This window comes from Streptomyces sp. AN091965 (assembly GCF_022698285.1).
Taxonomy (GTDB): Bacteria; Actinomycetota; Actinomycetes; order Streptomycetales; family Streptomycetaceae; genus Streptomyces.
In genome coordinates this window covers 9187334-9207616 of sequence record NZ_JALDMY010000001.1, presented here as the reverse complement: position 1 = coordinate 9207616, position 20283 = coordinate 9187334, and the positions used below count along the sequence as shown (strand labels likewise).

The window sequence follows — 20283 nt, the reverse complement described above, 5'->3', positions numbered from 1 at the left end:
TGGCGGATACGCGGCGGGGGGCAGCGTGACGGATACGGCGACGGGAAACGACTTCGGCGAGGCGGCGCGACAGGCGGCTTCCGCGCTGCGCCGCATCGCGGCGTGGTGGATGCCCGCCGCCCGCTGGGCCGCTGTCGCGGCGGCCCTCGAAGCCATCGGGCAGTCGTGGCAGGCCGGTGACAGCGAGCGGTTGCGCCTGGCGACGGCCCGGCTCGCCCTGGCGGGCCCGCGCCTCGTGGCGACGCGCCACGAGGACGACCCGTTGGTCCCGGCACCGGCAGAGGTGTACGAGCGGTCCAACCTCTTGGTCACCGAGATCCTGAACCGCTCGGAGGCTCCCTCGCCGGGTCGCGGCACGGACGGCTCGTCGGACAGCTCATCGGACGGCTCAAGGGACGACGACGCCTTCGACGACACCTCCGACGGCGAGGGCGGGGCAGGCGCGTGAGCGCGGTGGTCCGCCGGGCCCTGCTGCTCCACGTGTTCTACGCGGTCGGTCCCGGGGGCCTGAGCGAGCGGAGGGCCCGGGTGCAGCGCGTCTGGGACGACTGCGGCCGTCTCGGCCTCGACGCGGCCGTGCCCGGCGAGCCGTCGCTCGACGAGGTACCCGCGATCGGCGGGCCCGCGCCCCGCTACCGCGTCCTGGCGGCCCGGCAGCGGCCCGGCCACGGGCTCCGTCAGGCGCTGCTCTTCCAGAGCCATGACGTCGTCGGGGTCACGCTCCTGCTGGCCCCGGAGCCGGAGAGCGGCTGGGAGTCCCTGGAGCGGCTTGTGCCGTGGCCGTGCCCGGGGAGCCTGGGATCCGTTCAGGTCCTGCTCGGGCTCAGTGCCGGTGCGTTGTTCAGGGAGGACGGCTCGGCCGCCGTGGTGCCGGAGGTGGCCGAGGAGGTGCGCGGCGCGTTCGCGGGGCGGTACCCCGGTGAACCGCACCGCACCCGGGAGGGCTTCGCGCTCTGGGAGGCGCCCGGGGCCTGCCCCCCGGCCGCGCGGAGGTGTCTCGTGGCGCTCGCCTCCGTGGCGCGGGAGCGCGACCTCGACGCCTTCGCCTGGCACGCCCGGGACCGCCCCGCCCCTCTGACGCGCCATGTGCTGCACGCGGCGAAGCTGCGGTACGAACGGGGCGTGCTCGAGCGGAGCCGTCACGCGGAGCTGCGCGACCGCGCCGGTGCGGCGGTACGGCAGGCGTGGGAGGTCACCGGGCGCCTGCTGGGCGGGGACGGGCCCGCGCTGCGGGAGGTCCTCGACGCCCGTGCCGTACTGATCGGGCTGCGGACCGACAGCCAGGGGCTGATCGTGGCGGCGGCCGGGCTCCGGATGATGCGCCGCACGGTGGAGATCGCCGGGGACAACCTGGCGGCGGCCGTGCCCGGGGAGTTCGAGCCGCCGGACACGCCGCCGTCGTCCGCGAGCCCGTTCGCCGGTGACCGGCTCCTCGCGGAGCGGCTGCGGCAGGACATCGACGACGAACTGGAGTACCTCCAGGCGACGGTCGAGTCGGCGGCCGAGGTGTCCCGCGAGGCCCTGGCGGCCACCGAGGTGCATCTGGCCGACCACCGACAGCGCCTGACGCTGCTTCAGACCTCTTTCCTCGGCGCCCTGTTGATGGGTCTCGCCGCCATCCAGGCGTTCGGCTACCACGTGCCGGTGCCCGGCCCGGTCCAGGCGCCGGTGATCGCCCTGCTTGCGGCGCTCGCCCTGACGCTGCCCGTGACCGTGATCGCCTGGTCGCGCGGCACGGTCCGTACGGGCACCTTCGTGGTGCTGCACCACGTCCTCCTGGGGGCCGTGGGCGCGTCGGTGGGGTGGGCCGCGGCGACCCTGGTGGCCGAGGGGACCGAGGGCGGTGCGCAGCAGGCCCGGTGGTCGCTGGTGGGCGCCGGGGCCGGGGCGGTGGTCGCCGTGACGGCCGACGCGCTGTGCCGCAGGCGGCGTACGCGGGACAGGACGTGACCACAGGGGGGAGCATGGCATGGGGATCAGACGACGGCTGCGGGCCGAGGTCAAGCGCATCGACGGGTTGCAGGCGGCGCGCGAGGGGCGCTGGCAGGCCGCCCGGGACGACCTCACCCTGGCTCTTGAGTCACTCACCGCCGAGGGGCTGAGCGCCGAGGTGCCCAAGGTGCTCGAACCCCTGGTCACCGCCTGCATGATGGCGGGCCTCCTGGAGGAGGCGGAGCGGCGTGCCGTGGACTTCCGCGCGTGGGCCGCCGACCACGGCGACCCCGAGGACCGGGCCACCGCCATCGGGAAGTACGGCGAGGTGGTCGCGCAGATCGGACGGCTCGTGGAGGCGGCCGAGGCGTTCCGCGAGGCCCTGGTGGCGCTCGGTGAACCGGCCGACGAGACCGGCGGGGAACTGCGCTGGTCCCTGCTGAGCAACCTGGGCAGCGCCCTCGCCCACGCCGGGCGCTTCGGCGAGGCCGAGCAGGTGCAGCACCGGGCCTTCGAGGTCGCGCGGGAGCTGGACAGCGCCGCCCGGGCGGCGCTCGCCGCGAGCCAGTTGAGCCTGGCCGTGAACGGGGTGGGGCACCGCGAGCGGGCACTGGAGTGGGCCGAGGTCGCCCACCGCTGCGTGCGGCCCGACGATGACGACCTCGTGGTGGCCGAGGTCGAGGGCAACCGCGCGCTGGCCCTCAGCAGGGCGGGGCACACCGCCGAGGCCGAGGAGGCCATGGAGCGGGCGTGGGCCGCCGCCCGGAGCATCCCGCTGATCGCCCAGCAGGCGCGCGTGACGAAGCTGGAAGTGCTCAGCCGGGCGGGACGGCACGACGAGGCCGTGGCCATGGCCGACGCGCTGCTTGCCGCGCTCCCCCCGGGGCAGGCGCGGCAGCGCGCCGTCGCCCTCAACCTCCGGGCCGGGATCCGCCTCCAGGCGGGCCGCCCGGCGGAGGCCGTCGCGGACCTGTTGAGCGCCCTCGAACTGAAGCAGAGCGTCGACGACCACCGGGGGATGGCGACCGGCCACCTCAACCTGGCGCATGCCTTCCTGGGCATCAAAGACCTGCCCGCGGCCCGTCACCACGCGCGGCGGGCCCAGGAGTTGTGGGAGCCCCTGCTGCGGGCGGCCAGTGACGAGGCCGGTTCGGTCGGCCTCTTCGACACGCACGCCACGGCCCTCACCCAGGTCGCCCAGGAGCTGCGGCTCGGCGTCGACGACGTGACCGGGGCGCTGGAGGCGGCCGAGCGGGGACGCTCAGGGCCCTTGAGCGAGCGCATCCGCGCGGCCCGGCCCGCCAGGTCCCAGGTGCCCGCGGAGCCGCCCGGCAGCGAGCGGATGCGGCGCCTGGCCCGCCGCATGGGCGCCACGCTGCTCGTGTACGCCCCGCACTTCGAGATCGAGGCCGTCAGCGGGCAGGCCCCGCTCCTTCGGGAGATCCACATGTGGGTGGTGACTCCCGACGGGGGCATCCATCACGAGGTGCAGCGCGAGGTGACCGACGACGACCGCCTGGACGAGGCACGGCCGGTGGATCTGCTGGAGGCCGTACGGCAGTTGGAGCGCCAGGTCGGTGACGACGCGCTCATGGCGGGGTGGTCCGACGCGCTCCTCGGGAAGGTCGCGCACCTGTTGCCCTCGGGGCCGGACGCGCGCCTGGTCATCGTGCCGCAGCGGGGGCTGTGGTCGGTTCCCTTCGCCGCGTTGCCCGTCGCCGGGGAACCGCTGGTCAGCCGGTGCTCCCTCACCATGGTGCCGTCCCTGCACGCCCTGGAGCTGATCGCCCACGAGGACGTGTGGCGCGGCGAGGCCGCGCCCGGAGGTTCCGGGGCGCTCGTGGTGGGCGGCGTCCGGGACGCGGTGGTGCCGACGCCGGACGGGCGCCTGCTGCCGCTGACCGATCTGCCGCTGACGCTGGAGACCGCGCGCGCCGTCGCCCGTGTGCACAGGGGTTCCGCCCTGGCGGGACCGGCGGCGACCGTACCGGCCGTGCTCGACCGGATGGGCTCCGCGGACCTGCTGCACTTCTCCTGCCACGCCGTGCTCGACGCGCGGCTGCGGCTCGACCAGCTCCCCGGCTGCATCGCCCTGACGCCCGCGGGTGCCGAGCACGGCCAGCTCACCAGCACCCTGCTGGCCAGCACCCCGACCCGGGCCAGGATCGCCGTCCTGGGGTGCTGTGCGACCGGTCAGGGCCTGGTCACCGCCGACGGCGTGCTGGGCCTGGCCCGCACCTTCCTCATCGCGGGCGTCTCCACGGTCGTCGCCACGCTCTGGGAGGTCCCCGAGGAGCCGACCCACGACGCGCTGGTCTGCTTCCACCAGGAGCTGGCGCGGACCGACGACCCCGCCGAGGCGCTGCGCCGCGCGGTCCTCATGACGCGGCGCACGTGGCGGGCCCCGGAGATCTGGGCCGCGTTCACGCTGATCGGCTCGCCGGGGCCGCGGCGGGACGAGGGGTGACGCCGGGGCCGGTACCGACGTCTGCGGGCGGGACCGCCCCCTCATGACGAAAGTTCATTCGATTCACGGCGGGCCGGATCGTCCAGCGCGCGTATCTCGTACGGCGTTGTCCCTGCTCGGCACAGGTTGGCCGAGGTCGGCCTAGGATCCGTGCCCAGCACGCCGTAGGTTCCTCGTGGTCCCGGACCCCGGCCATCGTTGGAGAGGTCAGGCCGCGTGCGGGCAGGCGAGCCCCTCACGGCCGCTCTCGCGGCACCGTAGCTGGAGGGCTGGTATGCCGAGCGCCGTCCACCGTCCCGTGGACCCGCGCCGTGCCCCGGACGCTCGACTTCCGAGGCTGTGCCTCGCCGTCGAGGTCAGTCGCGCGCCCCGCACCCGGATGCTCCTGGGCGAGGCCGCCCAGTGTCTGCTCACCGCGATCGGCGCCCCGCCGGTGCTCGCCCGGCGCGCGGCCGAGGTGGCCCGGCTCGGCGCCGACTACGTGACGGGCCACAGCGAACGGCCGCGCTGTCGCCTGTGGGTGCGCACCGATCCGGACGGCGTCACCCTGACCATCACCGACTATGCGGGCACCAGCCCCAGCGGCCAGCCGGCCTGGCTGCCCGCGACCCCCGCCGACCAGGAGCAGCCCCTGCCGGTGTCCCCGCACCCACAGGTGCGGCGCGAGGCCGTCGCACACGACCTCGCGCTGCACCGCACCCCCGAGGGGCATCTCCGCTTCGCCTTCCACACCTTCTGGCCGACCGCGGCCGGGGGTTCGGCCGACGGCGTCAGCCGCGTACCGGAGTGACCGCGATCGGCGGCAGCGACCGCAGGCAGGAGGTGTCCCCGGGGGTGTTGGAGCGGATGAACTTCGAGGAGACGCCCACCACGCAGCCGCTCAGCTCAAGCTCGGGCACGTGGCCCATGTTGCGGGCCGAGTGGAAGCGGCTGTCGCGGAACTGCTTCGCGGCCTTCTTCCCGCTCGCGTCGGGCGTGTTGGAGTCGAGGTCGCCGGACAGGACGAGGACCGGCACGTTCGGCAGCGCGGGCTTCGTCGGCTGCGGGTCGGGGGTGTCCTTGCCCGGCCAGCCGATGCACACGTCGCCCGCGTCCGTGGTCCCCTCGGTGAAGCCCTTGGCGCTGAACGCCCCGTGCTCACCGGGGCGCACGGCCGCGAGGGCGGCGCGGTACTGGCGCCACCGCGCGGACTTCGACGCGTCCTTCGACCAGTCCCTGCGGTAGTCGTTGCAGACGACCGCGATGTACGGCGCCTGGTCAAGTTCGCTGCCCGTCCTGCCCTCCTCGCGCACCAGCTTGCGCAGCGGCGCGGCGTCACCCTTGACGAAGCGGTTGAGGGCGTGCGGCAGCCTGCCGAGCAGCGAGGGCTTCTGCGGTTCGAAGCCGACCTGGCTGCTGGCCGCCTCGAACAGCAGGTTGGCCAGCTTGTCCTCGGTGAACTTCTTCTTGTAGACGCCGTGGTCGGTGGTGATCGGGATCGTCAGCGGCGCGGTGCGCAGCCGGGCCGCGGTGGTGGCCAGGTCCCGCACCGCCCGCTCGCCGTCGCACGCCGCGGGAACGCTGCGCTGACACACCCGGCGCAGAGTCGTCGAGACCGCCTGGGCGCTGGGCCGCGCCATCGTGTCGAGCGCGAGGGGGTAGGCCCCCGACAGCACGATGTTGCGTACGTGCTCGGGGTGGCGGGAGGCGTAGACCGGCATCAGGTAGGTGCCGTACGACAGGCCGTACAGGCTGAGCTTGCGCACCTTGAGGCGGGCCCGGACGGCGTCGATGTCGTCGGCGGTGGCCGCCGAGGTGAAGCCCGCGGCCTTGGGCCCGAGGTTCTTGCCGCACCGCTCGACGGCGGCCCGCTGCTGGGCCCGCGTGCCGAACCGGTACTCGGCGTCGGTGACTCCGCAGGGGACGCGCTGCGACATGCCGGTGCCGCGCGGGTCGACGAGCAGCACGTCGTGGTCCTTCAGGAGGTCGCCCAGGGCCCAGGTGATCTCCCCGGTCTTGTCGATCAGGGTCTCGCCCGGGCCGCCCGGGTTCATGGCGACGGTGCCCTTGGCGGGGCCGGAGCCGCGGTGGCGCACCACCGCGTAGCTCACCTTGACCGTGCCGAGCTGGGGCTTGCCCGTCACGAGGAGGCGCTTCTCCTGGCCGCAGTCGACCTTGTGGCCGGGCGCGGTCGGACACCAGCCGGGGGCCGCCGCGGCCGTGGGGCCGCTCGTCGGCGCGGCGCCGGTGGCCGTCGCCGTCGCGGTGGGCAGCACCGAGGCCACCACCGCCATCAGGCCCACCGCCAGACCCGCGCGCCGCGCCGTGCTCTTGTACGTCATCGCCCTCTCCTCCGCCTCAAGCCCCTCGGGCTCCCGGGATCCCCGGTGTTCCCCGGGTGCGAGCACCACGATGCAGGGCGTGCCGCACAGCAACGGCAGAGCAACGGCAAAAGCGCGTAAGAAACGGCCGCGCACGGGCATGCTTCTCGCGGGGGAGGACGACCTCGTCGTGGTCTCCCACCTGTCGCCCCACCCCCCCCGGCCGGTCCGGCGAGGTGTATTTGGGCCATCTGCTCGTCGAACCGCGCCGCCACGCCCCCGGGTTGGCCGACCTCACCGACGCGGAGTCCCAGCGCGTCGGGCACTGGTGCGCGCGGGCCGCGCGAGCGCTGCGGGAGGCCGGTGGCGCCGAGCCGCGTCGACGCGGGGCGGGGTGGCGGAGGTCTCCGCGCTGGTCCGGCGGCTGCGGAAGGCCGCGGGCTGAGCCGCCCCCGCACGGGCGGCCCAGCCGGGGATCCGGGAGCTCGTCAGGGCTTCCGGGCGTGGGTGCGGGGCAGGCGCGTCGCCCCCACGGCGGCGAACAGGCAGAAGCCGAGCACCCACCAGAAGGTGTCGCCGAACGCCCAGGAGATGTCGCCGTCGCGGGCGGAGAGCCGGTTCTGCAGGACCACCGCGAGGACGGCGGTGCCGAGCGAACCGCCCACGGTGTTGAGCAGGTTGAGCGCTCCGGAGGCGCGCGGGAGGTGCTCGGGCTCGATGCGGCTGTAGACGATGTTCATCACCGGCGCGCCGATCATGGCCATCCCCACGCCGCGCACGGTGAGGGCGGCGGCGATCACGAGGTCCGGTGGCTCGTGGCCGAGTTGGGTGAACGGGACCGTGCCCGCGAGGATCAGCGCGATGCCCGTGAGCACCAGGGTCCGGGGCGCGACCTTGTCGATGGTGCGGTTGACGAGGACCGAGCCGGCCGCCGCGCCCAGGCCCTGGGGGGCGAGCAGCAGCCCGGCCTCCCACGGCGAGAGGCCACGGCCCGTCTGGAAGTACAGCGGCAGCAGGAACATCGTGCCGAACACCGACGCGCCCAGGACGAGCAGCGCGAGGGCGGCGGCGCCGAACGGCGGCCGGGTGAAAAGGCGCGGGTCGACCAGCGGGGTGCGGCTCGTGCGCAGCCCGTGCACCGTGAAGGCGACGAGCACGGCCAGGCCCACCGAGACGCCGAGCGCGGCGGGCAGGGTGCGGCCGTGGGCGACCTCGGTGAGGCCGAAGACCAGCACGGCGAGGCCGGGCGAGAGCAGGGCCGCGCCGCGCAGGTCGAACGCCGTCCGCCGAGGCGAAGGCGGCACCTCGGGCACGTAACGGCGGGCGAGGAGCACCGCCGCGGCGCCGATCGGCAGGTTCACCAGGAACAGCCACGGCCAGGACGCCACGCCGAGGAGGGAGCCGCCGACCAGCGGGCCGAGGACCGGGGACAGGAGCGGCACGACCGAAACGACGCTGATCACCCGGCCGGTGCGCTCCCGTCCCGCGATCCGGGCGAGCAGCGCCTGCCCGGTGGCGGGCAGCATCCCGCCGCCGAGGCCCTGGACCACCCGGAACACGATGAGGCTGGTCGCCGACCAGGCGAGCGCGCAGAGCGCCGAGCCGAGCAGGAACACGCCGACGGCGGCGAGCCACGTCCGGCGGCCGCCGAACCGCCCGGCCAGCCAGCCGGACGCGGGCACGGCGGCCACCACCGCAAGGAGATAGGCGGTGGAGACCCACTGGATCTCGGTGACCGACGCGCCGAACTCCGCGGACAGGGTGTCGATGCCGACGCTGACGATCGTGGCGTCCACCGTGGCCATGAAGGTGCCGAGCACCAGGATGAACGCGATGCGCAGCAGGTCGGCGTCGACCCGCGCGGGCGGCGGTGCGACCTTCTCGCTCATCGGTGCTCCAGGAGGTCGCGTACGTCGGTGTCGAGGTGGTCGCCCAAGGTGCCCAGCAGGGCGAGGAGTTCGTCGGCGAGGCCGTCGACGTCCACCCCGGCGCGGGGGGCGAGCACGCCCGTCCAGCCGTCGCCGTCCGGCATGACCGTCAGGGTCACCGGGTGGTGGGTGGCCTCGCGGAAGCGGGTGCCGACGACCGTGAGCCCGGGGGCGGGTGCGCGCAGCCGGTCGGGGTCGACCGGATAGTTCTCGAACACCACGAGGCTGTCGAAGAGGCGGTGGCGCCCGGTCAGCCGCTCCAGGTCGGTCAGGGCGACGTGCTGGTGCTCGACCAGGGCCCGCTGCCGGGCCTGGAGGTCGGTGAGCGTGTCGGCGAGCGTGCCGTCGAGCCGGGCACGGACGGGCACGGTGTTGGCGAGCAGACCGATGATCTCCTCGACCCCTTCGAGCTCCGGGGGACGGCAGGCGACCATGGCGCCGAAGCAGACGTCCGCACGCCCGGAGCGCCGGGCGAGAAGCACCGCCCACGCGCCCTGCACCAGCGTGTTCTGGGTCAGGCCCCGGTGCGCGGCCAGCCGGGCGAGGCCGGCCACCAGAGGCGCGTCGAACGCGATGAGCGTGGGCTCCTGCCAGGCCGGGCCCGGCTCGCCGCCGCCCAGGTGGTCGCCCTCGGGCAGGCCGTCCAGCTCCGCGGCCCAGACGGCGAGGTCGGGTTCGTGCTCCGCGCGCCAGCGCAGATAGGCGCCGAACGGCACGGGAGCGGGCAGGTCCGGTTCCTCACCCCGGACGCGGGCGGCGTACAGGCTGAACAGCTCGGTCAGGATGCGCGGGGCCGACCAGCCGTCGGACAGGACGTGATGGGTGGTCAGGACCAGGTCCGCGAGGTCGGGGCCGCGGCGGATCACGGTCAGCCGGACGAGCGGCCCTTCGGCCAGGTCGAACGGCTCGGCCAGATCGGCCGCCAGGGCCTCGTCGGCGGGCCCGTCGGACACCCGGAAGTCCGGCCGGGGTGACTGAGGGATCACCGCGAGGTCCGCGGGGAACACGGCGCCCAGGTTCGGATGCCGGGCCAGCAGGCCGGTGGCCGCGGCACGCAGGGCGTCGACGTCGAGCGGCCCGGCGAGCGTGAACGTCGACTGCACGGTGTACGGGTCGGGGCGCTCGGTGCGCGCGTGCCGCAACATCACCTCCTGCAACGGCGTGAGCGGCTGCACCTCAGCGATCGGCCGGTCCCCGGTGAGCGCGCTGATCTCCGGCGCCGCGGCGGTGCGAAGGAGCGCGGCCCGCAGGTGCTCGGCGAGCTCCTCGATCTCGGCGGCGGTGAACAGCGCGGACGGCCAGGTGATCCGGACCCCCAGCGCGTCGTCGCGCACCAGGGCGTTGACCATCAGGGCGTGCGGCAGGGGCAGTTCGCCGGTGCCGCCGGAGCCGAGCGGGTCGGCGTCCGGGGCCGGCTGCCAGGGCGTCTCCCCGGTCGGGGCGCCGGGGAACTGGCCGAGGTAGTTCCAGGCGACCTCCGGCGCCGCCGGGTCAAGGAGGCCCGCGGCGGTGAGGATGCCGTGGCCGAGGCCGTCGCCCTGGGCGCGCAGGCGTTCCCTGACGGCCCGTACGTCGTCGCGCGCGTCGAGCCGTACGGGGTGCACGGCGGTGAACCAGCCGACGGTCCCCGACAGGTCGACCCGGGTCGGACGGCCGTGGCTCTCCAGGGCGACGAGAACCTCCGGGATGCCGCGCCAGGCGTGGACCGCCTGGGCGAGGGCCGTCAGGAGTACGGCGTCGGGGGTGCTGCGGTAGGCGGCGGGCAGGGTCGTGATCAGGGCGCGGGTCGTGTCGGCGGGGAGCCGGATCTCGTGGTGCGCCGCGGTGGCCACGGTGTCCCGGGCGGGATCGAGCGGCCCGGTGAGCGCCGGGGTGGCGGTCATGCCCTGCCAGTGCGGCAGTTCGGCCCCCCGGTCGGCGTCGCGCAGGGAGCGCGCCCAGGCGAGGAACGACTGGCCGTGCCGGGCCAGGGCGCCACCGGAGTAGGCGTGGCGCACGTCGTCGAGGAGGACGCGCCAGGACACGCCGTCGACCACCAGGTGGTGGGCGACGAGGACGAGCCTGCCCGGCCGTTCGGCTCCGGCGTCGACCCACAGGGCGCGCAGGAGCGGCCCGGTGCGCGGGTCCATGGCCTCGCAGACCTCGGCGATGTGGGCGTCGACCAGGTCCCGCGGCTCGTCGTCCGTCGTCACGCACGTCAGGACGTCGGTGGCGGTCACCGCGCCGACCTGGGGGATGCGCAGGGCGTCGGTCACCAGGCGGGCCCGCAGCACGTCGTGCCGGGCCAGGAGCGCGTCGAGCGCGCCGCGCCAGGTCGCCCCGTCGCCGCCCGGCGGTACGCAGATCTCCACCCACTGGCAGAAGCCGTCGGCGGCGGTGCCCGCGCGGCGCAGCAGGTCCCGCATGATCGGGGTCAGCGGCGCGTCCCCGCTCACGGGACCGGCGGCGTCGTCCAGAGCGCGGGCGCGCGCCGCGATCCCGGCGACCGTCTCGCCCTCGAACACGTCCCGGGCGGTCAGGCCGAGGCCCTTGCGGCGGGCGCGCGAGACCACTTGCAGGGACACGATGCTGTCGCCGCCGATGGCGAAGAAGGCGTCGTCGGGGCCGATGTCCTCGGTGCCGAGGACGTCCTGGAACACGCCGAGCAGGACCGCTTCGGCCTCCGTGGCCGGTGCGCGGCGCGCGGCGGCCGCGGTCTCGGGGGCGGGCAGCGCGGCGGCGTCGAGCTTGCCGCTGGGGCTCAGCGGCAGCCGGTCGAGCTCCACGAACGCGGTGGGCACCATGTGGTCGGGCAGTTCGCCCGCCAGGTACGCGCGCACCTCCTCGGTGTCCAGGTCCGCGCCGTCGGTGGGGATGACGTAGCCGACGAGCCGGTCCTCGCGCACGATCACCGCGCTGGCGCGCACGTCGGGGTGGCGGGTCAGCGTGGACTCGATCTCGCCCAGCTCGACGCGGAAGCCGCGGACCTTGACCTGGTGGTCGACGCGGCCGAGGAACACCAGCTGCCCGTCCGGCCGCCACCGTACGAGGTCTCCGGTGCGGTACATGCGCTCCCCCGGCGCGCCGAACGGGTCGGCGACGAACCGCTCGGACGTCAGGCCGGGGCGGCCGAGGTAGCCGCGGGCCACGCTGGGCCCGCCGAGGTACAGCTCACCCGTGACGCCGACGCCGACGGGCTGGAGCCCGCCGTCCAGGACGTAGGCGCGGACGTTGGGGTCGGGGCGGCCGATCGGCAGCGGGCCGGGGTCATCCGCCTCGTAGTGCCAGGTGACGGAGTTGATGGTGACTTCGGTGGGGCCGTAGGCGTTGAACAGCGCCTTGCGGCCGGTGCCCCAGCGCCGGGCCAGTTCCGGGTCGAGGCGCTCGGCGCCGACGACGAAGAACACGTCGGGGTCGACGGTGCGGTCGTCCGGCATCGCGGCCAGGAACGACGGCAGCAGGTTCACTCCGGTCACCCGGTGCTCGACGATGTAGTCGAGCAGTTCGTCGCCGGGGACGCGGACCTCCTCGGGGGCGATCACCGAGGTGCCGCCGGACAGCAGCGGCACCATCGTCTGCCAGAACGCCACGTCGAAGCTCGTCGACGCGAAGTGCAGATACCGGTCGTGCTCGGTGACGCCGACGACCTCCTCCTGGAGGGCGATCAGATCGGGCACGCCGCGGTGGGTGACGCCGACGCCCTTGGGGCGGCCTGTGGTGCCGGAGGTGTAGATGACGTAGGCGAGCGCGTCGTCGGTGAGCCTCGCGCGCGCCTCGGCCGGGTCGGTGTCGGGGGCGGCTGCGAGCGTGGCCGGGTCGTCGAGCCGCAGGACCGGGACGTCGCGTGCGGCGGGCAGTTCGGCCCCGGTCGTCACGGCGGCGGCCGGGGCGATGTCGTCGAGCATGTACGCCAGGCGCTCGCGCGGATAGCTCGGGTCGAGGGGTATGTACACGGCGCCCGCCTTGGCCACGCCGAACAGGGCCACGGTCATCTCGACGTCACGTCCGAGCAGCACGGCGACCGGGTCCTGGGGCCGTACGCCGCGGGTGATCAGGGCGTGGGCGAGGCGGTTGGCCGCGCGGTCGAGCTCGGCGTAGCTGAGGCTGCGGTCGCGGCAGACCAGGGCCTCCGCGTCGGGCTTGTGGCGCACCCAGGCGGCGAACTCCTCCAGCCAGTGGCCGCGGGCCTTGGCGGGGACGACCTCGGTGCCGGTGCGCAGCATCCGCTGCCGCTCCTCGGGCTCGAGGGCGGGCAGCCGGACGGCGGGGCGCGCCGGGTCGGCGACGATCTCCCGCAGGAGGTTGAGCAGCCAGCGGCCGTAGTCGCGCACGGTCGACTCGGCGAAGGCGCTCGGCTGGTAGCCCAGGCCGATGGTGAGGGCGTCGTCGGGGATCACGATGACGGTCAGCGCGTAGTGCGTGGCGTCGGTGATGTCCACACCGGCCAGGTCGAGGCCGGGGGCGAGCGGGGTGCGCTTGCGGCTGGAGAGCGGGAAGTTCTCCATGACCAGCATCGTGTCGAACAGTTCGCCGACGCCCACTGCGCGCTGGATCGCGGGCAGGCCGACGTGGTGGTGGTCGGCGAGGGCCACGCTCTGGGCGTGCACGTCCGCCATGAGGTCCCGCGCGGTGCGGTCCTGGGGGTGGGCCACGCGCACCGGGACGGTGGTGCCGAGCTGGCCGATCATCGACTCGACGCCGTCGACCTCGGCGGGCCGCCCGGACACCGGGCAGCCGAACACGACGTCGCGGCGCCCGGTGAGCCTGCCGAGCAGCAGGCCCCAGGCCGTCTGGAGCACGGTGGTCAGGGTGACGCCCTGGGCGCGGGCGAAGGCGCGCAGGCGGTCGCTGAACTCCCGGCCGAGGTCGACGCTGACGCGCCCGGGCCGCTCGACGCCGGTGACGGTGCTCGCCGGGGCGAGGCGCGTCGCGTCGTCGACGCCTTCGAGGGCGGTGCGCCACGCGGCCAGGGACGCCTCGTGGTCCCGCCCGGCCAGCCAGCGGAAGTACTCCGAGAGCGGCGGGGCGTCCTGCGCGGCCGGGCCGCCGCCCAGCTCGGCGTAGATCGCGAGCAGGGTGCGGCCGACCAGCGGCATGGACCAGCCGTCGAGCAGGGCGTGGTGATTGGTGATCACCAGCTTGTGCTCGTGCGGGCCGACGCGGGACAGCAGGAAGCGGATCAGCGGCGGGCGCGCCGGGTCGAAGGGCCGCTGGAGCTCGGCGCGGGCGGCGTCCTCGAACCGGTCGTCCTGCCGCCAGTCCAGGGCGACGTCGGCGGGGATCACCTGCACCACGTCGTCCCCGGCCGTGCCGAGGTACGCCCGCAGCGCGGGGTGGCGGCGCAGCAGCTCCCGCGCCGCCTCGGCCATCCGGTCCGGGTCGAGGTCCCCGACCAGGGTCGTCACGGCCTGGACGACGTAGACGTCGGTGTCCTGCTCCTCGCGGACCAACGTGTGGAAGGACAGGCCGAGTTGCAGCGGTGTCGCGGGCAGGACATCGGCGACGCGGCCGGTGCGTTCGAGGGCGTCGATGGCGTCCTGGTCGAGGTCGACGAACGGCAGGTCGGACGGGGTGAGCCCGCCGGAGGTGTGGCGCGCGTGCGCGGCGAGGGCGTCGAGCGCGGCGGCCCAGGCCGTCTGCAGGGCGGTCACGGCGTCGGCGGGGAGCACCTCGGTCGCGGCGGTCCACTCGACGGCCAGGCGCGGTGCGCCCTCCTCGTGGACGAAGCAGTTGAGGGCGAGGACCTGCTCCAGGGCCTTGCCGTCGGGTTCGGTGACGGCGAAGGCGTCCCGCTCCGGCAGACGCCAGCCGGTTCCGGTCAGCTGGGCGAAGCGGCCCAGGTAGTTCAGGAGCACGTCCGGCGGCGGGGTCGCCGCGAGTTCGGGGCCCGTCTGCGGGTCGAGGTGGCGCAGGACGCCGTAGCCGACGCCGCCGTCGGGGACGGAGCGGCGGGCCTCCTTGGCGGCGCGCAGCAGCCGCCCCACGTCGTCGGACGCGGGCACGCGCACCGGGTACTCGCTGGTGAACCAGCCGACCGTGCGGGCCAGGTCGAGGTGTTCGCGGCCGTGGCCCTCCATCGTCACGGTCACCGCGTCGCCGCTGACGCCCCAGGTGCGCAGGGTCAGCACGAGCGCGGCGAGGAGGACCTCGTCGACACCGGCGCGGTAGGCCGCGGGCAGCGTGGTCAGGAGCGCGTCGGTGGTCTCGGGCGAGGCCACGGTGACCGAGCGGTGGGCGGTGGCGACCGTGTCCCGCCGCTGGTCCAGGGGCCGGGCCCCGAGGCGGGGCGCGGCGTCGAGGGCGGTGCGCCAGTGGTCGAGTTCGCCGCGGCGCGCGCCGGAGGCGCCCTGCTCGGCGAGGAGCGTGGCGTGGCGCCGCCAGGACGCGCCGGCCGGGGCGAGGGCGCCGCCGGTGCAGGCCGTGTGCAGGTCGGGCAGCAGGACGCGCCAGGACACGCCGTCCATGGCGAGGTGGTGGACGACGAGGACCAGCCGGTCCGGGGTGCCGTCGCCGGTCCGTACCAGGGTGGCGCGCAGCAAGTCGCCGGAGCGCGGGTCGAGTTCGCCGGCGAGGCGCTCGGCAAGGGCGGTCACGTCCTCGCCGTGCACCTCGTTGACGACGGCACGCACCGCACCGCGGGGCAGCACCTCCAGGACGTCGTCCGCGCGCAGCCGCAGCGCGTCGTGGTGGTCGAGTACGGTCTGGACGCCTCGGGCCAGGTCCTTGTGGGCGAGGTCGCCGACGCGCAGGGCGGTCCACTGGGCGTATCCGGCGACGGTGTCGACGTCCGGGTGCGGGTCGAGCAGGCCGCGCACGATCGGCGGCGCGGGCACGGGCCCGGTCGGGTCGTCCGGGATCCGGGCGCCGTCGTCGACCGCGGCGGCCGAGGCGGCCAGGGCGGCGAAGCTGCGCCGCGCCAGCAGATCGCGGGGTCGCAGCTCGAAGCCCTTGGCCCGCAGTCGGCTGCTGACGGTGATGGCGGTGATGCTGTCACCGCCGAGGGCGAAGAAGTCGTCGTCCACGCCGACGCGTTCGACGTCGAACACCTCGGCGAGGACGGCGCACAGCAGCCGCTCCCGCTCGGTGCGCGGCTCCCGGCCGCCGCCGGTGGCTGCGGGTGCGGGCAGGGCGGCGCGGTCGAGCTTGCCGTTGGGCGTGACGGGCAGGGCGTCGAGGACCACCACGGCCGCGGGCACCATGTGCTCGGGCAGCCGCTCGGCCAGGTGGGCGCGCACGGCGTCGCCGGTGGCCGTGGCGGACACGACGTAGCCGACCAGGCGGGACGAGCGCACCGCGGCGGCCGCCGCGGTGACGCCGGGCACCGCGCCGAGCGCCGCCTCGACCTCGCCGGTCTCCACCCGGTGGCCACGGATCTTGAGCTGTCCGTCGCCGCGGCCCAGGTACTCCAGGCCGCGCCCGGGCACCCAGCGGCCCTGGTCGCCGGTGCGGTACATCCGCTGCCCCGGCGCGCCGAACGGGTCGGCGACGAAACGCTCGGCGCTCGCCCCGGGCCTGCTGAGGTAGCCGCGGGCCAGGTGCGGTCCCGCCAGGTACAGCTCGCCCACGGTACCGTGCGGCACCGGCTGCAGCGCGTGGTCGAGCAGCAGGATCCGGGTGCCGGCGAGCGGGTGGCCGATCGTGGGCTCCTCGCCCGAGATCCGGGCGGTGGTGGCGTCCACGGTCGCCTCGGTGGGACCGTACATGTTGCGCGCGGTGATCCCCGAGGCGGCGACCCGCTGCCACAGGGCGGGCGGGGTGGCCTCGCCGCCGAGGACGAGGAGCGTCGGGCGCAGGTCGAGCAGGCCGCTGTCGACCAGCGGCGCGGCCATCGACGGCGTGGTGTCCACGACGTCGATGCCGTCGCGGGCGTACGCGGCGAGCAGGGCGTCGGCGTCGCGCGCGGTCTCGGCGTCGTAGACGTGCAGGGCGTGCCCGCACAGCAGCCACACCAGGTGGTCGAAGGCGGAGTCGAAGGCGAAGGAGTAGGTGTGGGCGACGCGCAGCCGTCTGCCCGTGGCCCCTTCGGCCTCGGCGACGACCGTCGTCCGCTGGTGGTGCAGGAGCGCGGCGAGGCCGCCGGCCCGGCCGAGGACGCCCTTGGGGCGGCCGGTCGACCCGGAGGTGTGGATGACGTAGGCGAGGTGCTCGGGGTGGCGGGGCGCCGCCAACTCGTCGTCCCGCAGCGGCGCGTCGGACAGGCCGACGGCCTCCTGGAGCAGGGTGGTCCAGGGCAGTCCGTCGAGCGTGCCGTCGGTGAGGACGAGGGCGGGGCGGGTGTCGTCGATCAGTTCGCGCAGCCGCTCGACGGGGTGCGCGGCGTCCAGGGGCTGGAAGGCGGCGCCCGCGTCGAGGACCGCGAGCAGCGCGACCACCAGGTCCGCGGAGCGCGGCAGGGCCAGGGCCACGAGGTCGTCGGGCCCGATCCCGCGGGCCCGCAGCGCGCGGGCGACGCGGTGCACCCGGCCCGCCAGGTCCCCGGCGGTGAGGTGCTCGGCGCCGCACACCAGGGCGGTGTGCGCGGGGTCGGCCGCGGCCATGGCGGCGAAGGCGGTGGGCACGTCCACCGGCGTGCCGGGCAGGGCGGGCGGCGCCCAGTCGGCGAGGAGGCGGTCCACGTCGTCGGTCAGGGCGATCCGCCCGACGGGCAGGCCGTCGGTGAGCCCGGCGAGCAGGGTCCGCAGGCCGGTCAGCTTGCCGTCGACCGTGGCCTGGTCGTTGGTGCGGGCGTCGACCTCGAAGCCGAGCAGGAGGCCGCCGTCGCGGGTGGGCAGGACGCTCAGGCCCATGTCCTCCGGCGGGCCGCCCGCGACGTTGCGCATCACTCCGGTGGACCCGGCGAAGTCGAGGGTGAGGTCGAACGCCTTGAGGTTGATGCCGCGTCCGTGCAGGAGCGCGCCCGCGCCGGGCACGCCGAGGTCGCGGGGCAGGTCCTCGCCGCGGTAGCGCTGGTGGTCGCGCATCTCCTTCATCGCGGCGGCGACCGCGCGGCTCAGCTCGCCGAGGCCGTCGCCGGGGCGCACGGTCACCCGCAGCGGCAGGACGTTCACCGCCATGGCGGGGGTGCGCAGTTCGGTCGAGCCGGTGCGGCACATCAGGGGCAGCGCGAACACCACGTCGGTGCGGCCCAGCATGCGGTGCAGGAACGCCGCGTATCCGGCGATCAGCGCCTCGCCCCAGGTGACGCCCGCCTCGTCGGCGAAGGCGCGCAGCCGGGCGACCTGGTCGGCCGGGACGACGGCGCGGGCGGTCAGGGTGCGCTCGGGCGGGCCCGCGGCGGTGTCGGCGTCGCCGAGGTCGGGCAGCGGGGTGAACCGCTCGACCCAGTACGCGCGGTCCTCGGCGGCCCGGTCGCCGTCCCGGTAGGCCCGGTCGGCGGCGACGAGGTCGGCGAAGGAACCGAAGGTCGCCCCGGGCGGCTCGGTGCCGCGCACCAGGGCGGTGTAGCGGGCGGCGGTGCGCCGGGCGAGCATCGCGGCGGTGTAGCCGTCGAAGACCAGGTGGTGGCCGAGCTGGGTGAACCAGACCTCGCGGTCGGAGAGCTTGATGACGACGCGTGAACAGAGCGTGCGTTCCACCATGCCCCGACACGTCTCGCCCGCCCGCGCGCGCTCGGCGTCGACGAGCGCGGCCGCCGCGGCCGCGGGGTCGGCCGCGCCGCTGACGTCGACCACCTCGGGCGCCGGGACCGGCTCGTCGCTGATCGACTGCCGCGGCCCGTCCGGCGTCTCGCGCACCCGCAGCCGCAGCGTCTCGGCCTCCTCGGTGGTGGCGCGGACCGCCTCGACCACGGCGTCCACGTCGACCGGTGCGTCGCCGGATATCTCCACGACGTCGCCGACCACGTAGTACGGCGAGTCCGGTTCGAGGCGCTGGGCGTTCCAGATGCCCAGCTGGGCCCTCGTCAGGTCGAGCAGCCCGTCCGAGGACACGCGTGCGGTGCTCAATTCACTCTCCTTGCAGTGTGGGGACGACCATCGGCGTGTCCGTCACGGGGTCGGGGACGATGATGCTCGGCAGGTCGAACACGTCCTTGATCAGCGCGGCGTCCACGACGGCGCCGGGCTCGCCCTCGGCGACCACCCGGCCGTCCTTCATGGCGACCAGGTGGTCGGCGAAGCGGCACGCCTGGTTGATGTCGTGCAGGACGGCGATGACCGTGCGGCCCTCGTCGCGCAACCGGGCCAGCAGGCCGAGCAGTTGGTACTGGTGGGTGATGTCCAGGAAGGACGTCGGTTCGTCGAGCAGCAGGTACGGGGTCTCCTGGGCGAGCACCATGGCCATCCAGACCCGTTGGCGCTGGCCGCCGGACAGCTCCTGCACCGGCCGGTCGGCCAGGTCGGCGACGCCCGCGGCGGCCATGGCCGCGGTGACGGCCTCCTCGTCCCGGGGCGACCACAGGGCCAGGAGCGACTGGTGCGGGAAGCGTCCCCGGGCCACCAGCTGGCGGGCCTTGATGTCCTCGGGGGCCAGCGGGTCCTGCGGCAGGAAGCCGAGCTGCTTGGCCAGGGTCTTCGGGGCGTAGCCGCCGACCTCGCGGCCGTCGAGCTCGACGTGCCCGGAGTCGGGGCGCAGGAGACGTACGAGGGCCCGGAGCAGGGTGGACTTCCCGCAGGCGTTGGGGCCGACGATGGCGGTGAACGCGCCGTCGGGGACGTCGAGGCTCAGCCGGGTGGAGACCACGCGGTCTCCGTAGCGCAGGGTGATGTCCCGCGCGGTCAGGCGTGCGGTCACGCGCGCCTCACCTCCTTGGTAAGCAGCCAGATCAGATAGCAGCCGCCGATCGCGGTGCTCACCACTCCGACCGGCAGGGAGACGGGTGCGAGGAGCATCTGGGCGATCAGGTCCGCGCCCTGCAGCAGGACCGCGCCGGTCAGCGCGGCGGGCAGCAGCGGGACACCGGGCGCGCCCGCGAGCCTGCGGCCGATCTGCGGGGCGGCCAGGGCGATGAACGCGATCGGACCGGCGACCGCGGTCACCGTGGCCGTGCAGCCGACGCCCACGACGACCATGAGGAGCCGCAGCCGGTCGAGTCCGACCCCCGTGGTCACGGCGACGGCGTCACCGAGCGACGCCTGGTGCATGGCGTGCGCCCGCGTGACGATCAGGGCCAGCAGGACGCCGATGACCGCGAAGGGGATGCCCACGTCCTCCCAGCCCACGTCGTTGAGGGAGCCCGCGCTCCAGCCGACGGCGGCGATGGCGACCTCCAGCTCGGCGCGCAGCACGATCCACGAGTTGAGCGCGGTCACCATGGCGTTGACGGCGACGCCGATCACCACGAGGCGCAGCCCGGAGAAGCCCCGGTCGTACGCGAGGAGGTAGATCACGGCGGCGACGACGAGACCGCCGAGCACCGAGCCGACGGCCAGTTGCGCGGAGGTGCCCGAGAGGACGGTGAGGGCGACCAGGGCGCCGGTGTAGGCACCCGCGTCGAGGCCGATCACGTCCGGGCTGCCCATGGGGTTGCGGGTGAGGTTCTGGAAGAGGGCCCCGGCCACGCCGAGCGCGGCGCCGAAGACGAGGGCGGCAAGCACCCGCGGCAGCCGCCAGTCCTGGATCACCACGGAGGGCTCGGCCCCGCTGAGCGCGGCGAACACCTCCCTGGGGGTCTTCCAGGACGCGCCGTAGCACAGGCCCAACAGGCCGAGGGCCAGGATCAGGGTGGTCATGACCGCGA

General features: G+C 75.2%; 9 protein-coding genes. 4 read left to right on the top strand and 5 right to left on the bottom strand.

Annotated elements, in window-relative coordinates:
* Positions 1 to 25 precede the first annotated feature (25 nt).
* The 4 genes from MQV74_RS37915 (at position 26) to MQV74_RS37900 (ending at position 5189) form a co-directional block, all read left to right on the top strand.
* On the top strand, positions 26 to 448 hold the full coding sequence (locus tag MQV74_RS37915; RefSeq protein ID WP_242728019.1) for a CATRA system-associated protein: 423 nt from the start codon (positions 26 to 28) through the stop codon (positions 446 to 448).
* Positions 445 to 1950: a CATRA conflict system CASPASE/TPR repeat-associated protein gene (locus tag MQV74_RS37910; protein WP_242728018.1), complete on the top strand. Its 1506-nt coding sequence runs from the start codon at positions 445 to 447 to the stop codon at positions 1948 to 1950. Before MQV74_RS37915 ends, MQV74_RS37910 begins: the two co-directional genes overlap by 4 nt.
* Before the next feature lie 19 nt (positions 1951 to 1969).
* Positions 1970 to 4399 (top strand): CHAT domain-containing protein, encoded by a 2430-nt coding sequence (locus tag MQV74_RS37905; RefSeq protein ID WP_242728017.1) that lies wholly within the window; start codon positions 1970 to 1972, stop codon positions 4397 to 4399.
* A 274-nt stretch (positions 4400 to 4673) separates the two neighbouring features.
* Positions 4674 to 5189 carry a hypothetical protein gene (locus MQV74_RS37900; RefSeq protein ID WP_242728016.1) on the top strand — a complete coding sequence of 172 codons (516 nt, stop codon included), beginning with the start codon at positions 4674 to 4676 and terminating at the stop codon, positions 5187 to 5189.
* Here MQV74_RS37900 and MQV74_RS37895 read toward each other — a convergent pair.
* From MQV74_RS37895 to MQV74_RS37875, 5 genes are all read right to left on the bottom strand, one after another.
* Positions 5170 to 6720, bottom strand: a complete 1551-nt coding sequence (locus MQV74_RS37895) for an alpha/beta fold hydrolase (protein ID WP_242728015.1) — start codon at positions 6718 to 6720, stop codon at positions 5170 to 5172. The two genes, MQV74_RS37900 and MQV74_RS37895, sit on opposite strands and share 20 nt — an antisense overlap.
* A 467-nt stretch (positions 6721 to 7187) precedes the next feature.
* Positions 7188 to 8588 (bottom strand): MDR family MFS transporter, encoded by a 1401-nt coding sequence (locus MQV74_RS37890; RefSeq protein WP_242728014.1) that lies wholly within the window; start codon positions 8586 to 8588, stop codon positions 7188 to 7190.
* Positions 8585 to 18550: a non-ribosomal peptide synthetase gene (locus MQV74_RS37885; protein WP_242728013.1), complete on the bottom strand. Its 9966-nt coding sequence runs from the start codon at positions 18548 to 18550 to the stop codon at positions 8585 to 8587. The genes MQV74_RS37890 and MQV74_RS37885 overlap by 4 nt, the downstream gene beginning before the upstream one ends.
* 1 nt (position 18551) lies before the next feature.
* On the bottom strand, positions 18552 to 19337 hold the full coding sequence (locus MQV74_RS37880; RefSeq protein ID WP_242728012.1) for an ABC transporter ATP-binding protein: 786 nt from the start codon (positions 19335 to 19337) through the stop codon (positions 18552 to 18554).
* Positions 19334 to 20275: a FecCD family ABC transporter permease gene (locus MQV74_RS37875; RefSeq protein WP_242729364.1), complete on the bottom strand. Its 942-nt coding sequence runs from the start codon at positions 20273 to 20275 to the stop codon at positions 19334 to 19336. Before MQV74_RS37875 ends, MQV74_RS37880 begins: the two co-directional genes overlap by 4 nt.
* Between the last annotated feature and the right edge of the window lie 8 nt (positions 20276 to 20283).